Genomic DNA, 7,541 nt, shown 5'->3' on the forward strand with positions numbered 1-7,541 from the left:
TCCGCGCATAAACGCGATCCGCGACCATAAACGCGCTCTCCTCGCGTTTCTGTGCGCGGATCGCGTTTATGCGCCCTCGCCGCCGCGACCGCGCGCCGCCATCGCTGCGGCCCCCGCTCGCCGTCGCCACAGCACCCGCGCGTATAGGTCATCCGCGCCGATCCCTCAACCCCGGGGGCATGTCGGCCACGACGGCCGAAGACTGGAACAGCCCCGGAAACCACACGAAAGAGGACACCATGGCCCAGGTCATCGAAACCATCGACGTCAACGTTCCCGTCCGCGTCGCGTACAACCAGTGGACGCAGTTCGAGGATTTCCCGCACTTCATGAGCTTCGTGGAGTCCATCACGCAGAAGAGCGACACCCTCACGCACTGGAAGGTGAAGATCGCCGGGGCCGAGCGCGAGTTCGACGCCGAGATCACCGAACAGCACCCCGACGAGCGGGTCGCGTGGAACAGCATCGGCGGAGACGAAAACCACGCCGGCGTCGTGACATTCCACCGCCTGTCGGACGACGAGACGCGTGTCACGGTCCAGATCGACTGGGCGCCGACGGGCGTGCTCGAGAAGCTCGGCGCGGTGTTCGGCGCCGACGACCACTCGGTCAAGAAGGACCTCGAGAACTTCAAGGAGTACATCGAGTCGCGCGGTGCCGAGTCCGGCGCCTGGCGCGGCGACGTCAGCTGACGCCTCCCGGAGACGACGAAGCCGGGTCCGCCTTCACAGGCGGGCCCGGCTTTCGTCATGCGCGGGTCACCACTGCGGGTGGATCTCGGCGCGCAGTCGGCGGTCGTACACGTCGCGGACGAGGGCGTCGAACGCGTCGAGGTCGAAGCCGCCCTCGAGCAGCTCGGCGGCCTGGGCGTTCGCCGTGGCCTGCGACACCGAGCGTGCGCCCGGGATCACCGACGTGACACCCTCGCGCGACGCGATCCACGCGAGGGTCGCCGCGGGCAGCGTCACGCCCTCGGGGAGGGATGCCTTGAGCTCGTCGGCCGCGGCCACGCCCTCGTCGAACGGGACACCCGAGAACGTCTCGCCCTTGTCGAACGCCTCACCGTTGCGGTTGTACGAGCGGTGGTCGTTCTCGGCGAAGGTCGTGGACCGCGAATACTTGCCCGACAGCAGCCCGCTCGCGAGCGGCACGCGCGCGAACACGGCGACGTTCTTCTCGGCCGCCAGCGGCAGCACCTCGTCGAGGGGCTTGAGACGGAACGGGTTGAAGATGATCTGCAGGTTGGTGAGGTTCGGGCGGGTCAGGGCCGACAACGCCTGGTCCATCGTCTCGACCGAGGCGCCGTACGCCGCGATCACCCCTTCGGACACGAGCTGGTCGAGGGCCTCCCACGTGGCGTCGTCGTCGATCACGGCCGAGGGCGGGCAGTGCAGCTGCACCAGGTCGAGCGTCTCGGTGTCGAGCAGGCGGCGCGAACGGTCGAGCCAGCCGCGGAAGTGCTCCATCACGTAGTTCTCGGGCACCTGGTCTTCGCGGCGGCCCATCTTGGTGGCGACGGTGATGTCATCGGCATCCCGACTCTTCAGGAATGCCCCGATGATCTGCTCGGACCGGCCGTCGCCGTAGACGTCGGCGGTGTCGAACAACGTGACGCCGGCCTCGGCCGAGGCCGCCAGCACGGCCCGCGCATCGTCTTCGCTGACGTCTCCCCAGTCGGCACCGAGTTGCCAGGTGCCGAGACCGATCGCCGAGACCTCGCGGCCGGTGCGGGAGAGGGGGCGCTGCTGCATGGGGTGTCCTTTCGACGCTGTTCTCGAGCCTAGCCAGCGCTCCCGACATCGGGGCCGTCGGATGCCGCGGCCCGGCCCGTCAGCTCCGTCACTCGATGTCGAGAGCTGCCACGAGCTCCGCCTCGGCGCCGTCGATCCGCGCGATCCCGACGCGGGTCGACCGCAGCATCTCCCCCTCGACCGCGCACACGGCCGGCCCCAGCGTGAGGTGGGGGCGAAAGCCACCCCGCCAGTGGGCCGGCTCATCCGCAGCGAAGCCGACGAGTTTCTCGAGGCGGTCGGTGAGGAGTCCGTGAAGATGGATCGCGCGCGCCGACTCCACCAGTCGCACGGCGATGTCGTGCTGCGAACCGAACATCGCGACGTCGCCCAGGCGGAACGTCATCGCCTCATCCGCGGCTCCCGTCGAGCGGAGGATTTCGACGAGCTCCGCCGTCGACGCGTCCGCAAGGAAGTTCGAGGCGAGGGTCACGTGCGCCGGCCACGCGCTCCGAGGGACACGATCGCCCACCCCCATCGGGGCGAGGAGAGCCACGACGCAGTACCTGCTGGGCGAGAGAGGGGACGGCATCCGAGAATCCTGCCACCCCCGCAGACGATGCGAGTCAACCCCGCCGCCGATGTCGGACCCCGCGCCTAACGTGGCCGCACGCCCCACGGAAGGATCGACCATGACCACTCCCACCCCCGAGAATCTCCCCGGCGCCGATCACGACGACACCGTCGCGGATTCCGACGGTCTCGCCGCGGACGTCCCCGCGGGCGGCGCGGGCGCCGACAGCGGCGCGGTCGCGGCCGCGGGAATCGACCCCGATGACGACGCGCGCGTGCAGAACGTCTCGAGCCAGAACGACCTGCCCGGGGTCGGAACGCGCGCGGCCGACGGCGGTATGGAGCGCGGCACCGACGACGCCCGTGGCGGCGGCGGTTCGACCTCACGCCACCACGAGGACACCGGCGCGGAGGCACACGCCGCGGGCGACGCCCCCGAACCGCACGTCGGCGACGACGATCCCATCGCGAAGTACCAGCCGGGGGTGGGTCGCGACTCCGCCGCCTCGAGCCGCATCGCACAAAACCTCCCCGACCCCGACGACGCCTGACCCGCGGGGTCCGAGCCGGGCTCCGAGACGGGCGTGGTCACCCGTCGGATGACCGGAGCCCCGCCCGCCGCGCACGCCATCCGAGCAGCACGTCAAGCACCACGAAGGCGGCGAGCGGGTAGCCGACCAGCGGAAGCACCAGTCCGATGAGCACGGCGCCGATGAGAACAGCCCCGACGCCCCACCAGGGAGCCCCACGAAGAGCGCCCCGCGCGGGAGCGGCGCCGAATCCCCGCGTCGGGCGACGCTTCCACCACATCGCGTAGCCGAGCACCACAAGAGCGGCGATCCCGACCGCCAGAACGAACAGAGCGATCTGATTCGCCAGACCGAACATCGTGCCCATGTGCAGGTCGATCCCCCAGCGCGACAGCTTCGCGAGCAGCGGGAAGTCCGTGAAGTCGACGCGGTCGACGACCTGCATGGTCGTGCCGTCGATCGCCACGGCATCCACCTCGGTCGGGAAGCTCCGGTGGATCTCCTGCACGACCCACGCGGTGCCCGGGGCGCTCGGTGGGCGGATCTCGACGTCGCCGCTGTTGACGTTGACGCCCTTCGCAGTCGCGAGCACCGCGTCGAACGTCGCCGGATTCGCCGCCGTCGGCGCAGTGGGCATGGCGCCCAGGTGCTCCGCGTGGTCCCCGCCGGCGTCGGCGGCACCGTGCAGCGAGGTGTCGAGAGCGGGCGTTCCCCCGCCGATCGCCGCGCGCAGGTCCGTCACGTTCGCGCCCGCGAAGGTCGACCACGTGATCCCGGTGGCCGAGAGGAATATCGCCCCGAGGACGACCCAGATCCCGACCGCCGAGTGCCAGCCCGACAGGCGACGGTACCCGCGGTGCGACCGGTTGGGGCGGAGCAGATCGCGGCGCCCGCGGCGGCTGCGTACGAAGCGCCCGATCCACAGTCCGAGTCCCGCGAGCGCGACGATTCCGAGCCAGGATGCCGCGAGCTCGCTGTACCACCGGCCCGGGGCGCCGAGGTGGAGCGAGCGGTGCAGATCGCTGATCCAGTGACGCACCGGGAGCGCGCCGCTCGTGCCGTAGACGGGGAGATCGCCGCGGATCTCGGCCGTGGCGGGGTCGACGAAGATCGCTCGCGTGGTGCTCTCGGGCAGCGTCTCATCGGTGAACATCACGCGTGTGGTGGCGCCGGGCGCGGGTCGCACGGCGACGGGCGAGGCACCGGAACCGACGTAGGCTTCGGCGGCCTCGATCTGGTCGGCCAACGGCATCCCAACCAGGGTCGAGGTCGCGGTGAGCTCGTGGGAGTACACCATCTTCTCGATCGTGGGTGTGAGGGCGTACAGCCCGCCGCTCACCGCCGCGACGAGGATGAACGGCCCCACGAGGATCCCCGCGAAGAAGTGCACCCTCCGCAGCAACGCCGTGAACCATCCCTTGCGGACGGCACCGGATGCCGCGCCTCCGGCGCCGCGACCAGGTTGGGTGTCCAGAACACCCGGGCCCGCGGCCCCGGCGTTCCGGGTTTCTTGGGCACTCGCCGGGGAGGGGGAGGCGCCTGACACGGGTGCGCCGCCCGAGGCGGAAAGACCACCGGGTCGGTGAAGCGTCATCGCGAGACCCCCTCTCCGGATGGATGGGGCAACAACTCGTCGTGGGCGGATGCCGGGACGGCCGCGACGGCGCGGAGGCGGATCATGGGGTTCTCTCTTTCGGCGATGCCGAGCGCGCCGCGACGGCGCGGGTTCAGCGCACAGCGCTGCCCACGCGCACGGGCGACCGTACGGCACGACGGACACGGGCGTCCCTGAGGACGCGAATCCCCGCCGTGCGCGTGCACGACGGGCCGGTCGCGGCGGGTGCCGAGCGCTGAGGAGCGTCAGACACCGGATGCCGACGACCGAACGCCCCGCGACGGATCACGCGGGGCGGGCGTCAGTGTGCGCCGAGAGGCGGGCCGCGCCGTCGCGCGGTCGCCGCCATCAGGACCGAGACGGCTCGAACGTCGGCGACGATCTCGGCGAGGACACGACGCGCGGGGACCGGCCCGGGCGCGTCGGTGAGAACACGGACCCGTGCGCGCAGCCAGGCGCCGAGGCGGACGGCGAGTTCGCGCAGGTGCGCGATGGTCCGCTCCCCGCGGTGCAGGGCGGCGGTGGTCAACGCGGCGGCGACGACGTGCCAGCCCCACATCGTGGCATCCGGAGCCATCGTCATCATCACGGCATCCGCACCGAGGGCGGGCACCGCGTCTGTTCCTCCGTGGACGTGACCGGCGGAGGCTCCCGGACCGAAGCTGCCGAGGACGAAGAGCGTGTGGAACAGCACCTGGCTGAGGCCGACCGCAAAGCCCAGACGTAAAGCCGAGAGGCGACGACCGGCGAGCACCGTGCACGCGACGAACGACAGCGCGAGAGGGACGAAGATGCCCACCGCGCCGGGCAGGGCTCCCCCGGCGGTCACGTGCGAGAGCAGAGCGATGAACGTCGCCACCGCGGCAGCCACGGCTCCGCGCACGACGCGCGTTCCTCGTTCCTGCCGTCGCATGACAGCCATTGTGTCAGGCGGGCGCGGGGCCGACCGCCGCCATCACCGCGCGAACAGCGCGATCCCGACGCCCAGGAGCGCCACGACGGCGGCCACGGAGCCGTAGAGCACGAGAGCCCTCCGTCCTCCGCCTTTCCACGGCCGGTCCGTCATCGGCAGCACCGGAGGAGCCCCGGATGCCATGGCATCGGTGCCGTCCGCCTCCTCGACGGCCTCGCGGACGGCCGCCACGACGCCCAGCGCCCGCCGCCACACGCGCGGGTCCCCCACGGCGAGTTGCCGCGGACTGTAGAGAAACAGCCAGCCCTCGACGATCTCGAGGTCGAACGGCAGCTCGGCGTCGTCGAGGAGCTCGAGGATGTCAGGACGCAGGATGCCACGGGCCCAGTCCACCGCCCGAGTATCGACGTGAACCTCGGTACCGTTCCCGAGCGTGAGCGTCACCGCGGCGGTCGGCGTCGACGGCAGGAGCCGGATCGCCCGCGCGCTCGCCGTCTCGACGAGGAGGGCCGGCGCGGGGCGCGACAGACGGACGGCGGCGTATCCCCACGCCGAGCTCATGACGTTGAGCTCGATCGCGTACTGGAACGCGGAGTTGGCGATCTCGATCTCGGGGTCGCCCGGGAACCGCACGATCCGGCCCGCACCCTGCATCTGACGCGGACGGCCGGCGGCGTCGCGGAAGACCACACCCGGCAACGGTTGGTCGAGGACGAGGGGCCAGAACCGCGCGCCGTTCGCCTCGGCGAACAGACGCACGGCCTCCGTTTCCTCGCGGTCGCCGTATCCGTCGCGCAGCTGCAGGAGGGGGGCCACGTCGAGCGGTTTCGCCATGCCTCTCATTCTGTCGACAGCGGGCGCGGGCGGCGCGCCCCCTAGGCTGAGTCCGACCCAGGAGGATGCCGTGCCCCGACCCCGTGTCGTCATCGCCGGAGCGAGTGGTTTCGTCGGCCGAGCTCTGGCATCCGCGTTCCGTGACGAGGGATACGACCTCGACACGATCGGCCGGACGGGCACCGCGACCTGGGGAGACCAACCGGCCATCGATCGCCTCGTCGACGGCGCGGACGTGCTCATCAACCTCGCGGGCAAGATCGTGTCGTGCCGGTACACCGACGCGGCACGCGACGAGATCCTGCGTTCACGGGTCGAGACGACGAGGGCGTTGCACCGCGCGGTGCGCACGGCAGCCCGTCCGCCCCGCGTGTGGTTCAACGCGTCCACCGCCACGATCTACCGCCACGAGACGGAGCGGGGGAACGACGAACGCGACGGGGTCATCGGCGACGGATTCTCGGTCGACGTGGCGACCTCGTGGGAGCAGACGTTCTTCGACGGCGACCTCCCCGCGACCCGCCGCATCGCGCTGCGCATGGCGATCGTCCTCGGTGACGGACCGGCGACACGCATGCTGTTCGCGCTCGGGCGCCTCGGACTCGGCGGAGCGCAGATCGACAGCTGGTGGTTCCCGCACCGCCGCTACCGAGGGATCGGCGCGCATCCGACCGGGCCGGTCTGGTCGAACTGGCACCGGACGTCGGGCCGCCAGCGCTTCAGCTGGATCCACATCGACGACGTGGTGGCATCCGTCCGGTTCCTCCGCGATCGCGACGATCTCGAGGGACCGGTCAACCTGGCGGCGCCCGGCGTCAGCGACAACCGCACGCTCATGCGCGAGATCCGGCGCGTCGCGGGGCGGAGGATCGGCCTCAGCGCCTACCGGTGGATGCTCGACCCCGCGATGGCGGTGCTGCGCAACGAACCCGAGCTGGTGCTGAAGAGCCGGTGGGCCGTGCCGCGCGTCCTCACCGAGGCCGGCTTCCGCTTCCGGCATCCGGAGCTGGGTCCGGCTCTGGATGCCGTGGCCTCGGTGCATCGCCCGCGCGCACGCGACCTCTTCTCGGCGTGACGGACGGCGCGTGACGAAGCGCCCGCCCGAGCAGATCGGGCGGGCGGACGAGTCGGTCAGGCGTTTCGACGGATGAAGCGCATGAGGGCCGCGATCACACCCACGATGAGGATGATGATCCCGATCCACAGGAGGAACTTCACGGCCTCGACGAAGACGCCGAGGAACAGCAGGACGAGTCCGACGATGATGAGGATGATGGCGAGAGCTGGCATATCTCCACTCTGTCCCGCCGGCCCCCTCGGGCGACCGCCCTTGACACGAGGCCGAT

At 71.1% G+C, this 7,541-nt stretch carries 9 protein-coding genes; 3 read left to right on the forward strand and 6 right to left on the reverse strand.

What is annotated here, in order from left to right; all coding sequences use genetic code 11:
* Positions 1 to 239: 239 nt before the first annotated feature.
* Positions 240 to 692, forward strand: a complete 453-nt coding sequence (locus tag P2P98_RS16895; RefSeq protein WP_275801430.1) for an SRPBCC family protein — start codon at positions 240 to 242, stop codon at positions 690 to 692.
* Between the two features lie 66 nt (positions 693 to 758).
* Here the strand turns inward: P2P98_RS16895 and P2P98_RS16900 are convergent, their stop codons facing one another.
* Both P2P98_RS16900 and P2P98_RS16905 read right to left on the reverse strand, forming a co-directional pair.
* Positions 759 to 1,751 carry an aldo/keto reductase gene (locus P2P98_RS16900; protein ID WP_275801423.1) on the reverse strand — a complete coding sequence of 331 codons (993 nt, stop codon included), beginning with the start codon at positions 1,749 to 1,751 and terminating at the stop codon, positions 759 to 761.
* A gap of 88 nt (positions 1,752 to 1,839) precedes the next feature.
* Positions 1,840 to 2,322: a 2'-5' RNA ligase family protein gene (locus P2P98_RS16905; RefSeq protein WP_275801424.1), complete on the reverse strand. Its 483-nt coding sequence runs from the start codon at positions 2,320 to 2,322 to the stop codon at positions 1,840 to 1,842.
* A gap of 100 nt (positions 2,323 to 2,422) precedes the next feature.
* On the opposite strand from P2P98_RS16905, the gene P2P98_RS16910 reads away from it, so the two are divergent.
* Positions 2,423 to 2,854, forward strand: a complete 432-nt coding sequence (locus tag P2P98_RS16910; RefSeq protein ID WP_275801425.1) for a hypothetical protein — start codon at positions 2,423 to 2,425, stop codon at positions 2,852 to 2,854.
* Positions 2,855 to 2,891: 37 nt separating this feature from the next.
* On the opposite strand, the gene P2P98_RS16915 is transcribed toward P2P98_RS16910, so the two are convergent.
* The 3 genes from P2P98_RS16915 to P2P98_RS16925 form a co-directional block, all read right to left on the reverse strand.
* Complete coding sequence (locus tag P2P98_RS16915) at positions 2,892 to 4,427, reverse strand: PepSY-associated TM helix domain-containing protein (protein WP_275801426.1); 1,536 nt, start codon at positions 4,425 to 4,427, stop codon at positions 2,892 to 2,894.
* A 322-nt stretch (positions 4,428 to 4,749) separates the two neighbouring features.
* Positions 4,750 to 5,361, reverse strand: a complete 612-nt coding sequence (locus P2P98_RS16920) for a hypothetical protein (RefSeq protein WP_275801427.1) — start codon at positions 5,359 to 5,361, stop codon at positions 4,750 to 4,752.
* A 42-nt stretch (positions 5,362 to 5,403) separates the two neighbouring features.
* Positions 5,404 to 6,195, reverse strand: coding sequence for a hypothetical protein (locus P2P98_RS16925; protein ID WP_275801428.1), 792 nt, complete (start codon positions 6,193 to 6,195; stop codon positions 5,404 to 5,406).
* Between the two features lie 70 nt (positions 6,196 to 6,265).
* Between P2P98_RS16925 and P2P98_RS16930 the strand changes: the two genes are divergently transcribed.
* Positions 6,266 to 7,270 (forward strand): DUF1731 domain-containing protein, encoded by a 1,005-nt coding sequence (locus P2P98_RS16930; protein ID WP_275801429.1) that lies wholly within the window; start codon positions 6,266 to 6,268, stop codon positions 7,268 to 7,270.
* A gap of 56 nt (positions 7,271 to 7,326) precedes the next feature.
* Here P2P98_RS16930 and P2P98_RS16935 read toward each other — a convergent pair whose 3' ends face one another.
* Positions 7,327 to 7,485, reverse strand: coding sequence for a hypothetical protein (locus P2P98_RS16935; protein ID WP_193751287.1), 159 nt, complete (start codon positions 7,483 to 7,485; stop codon positions 7,327 to 7,329).
* Positions 7,486 to 7,541: the final 56 nt, after the last annotated feature.

It is taken from the genome of Microbacterium sp. Kw_RZR3, assembly GCF_029222405.1.
In the GTDB taxonomy this organism is placed as follows: Bacteria; Actinomycetota; Actinomycetes; order Actinomycetales; family Microbacteriaceae; genus Microbacterium.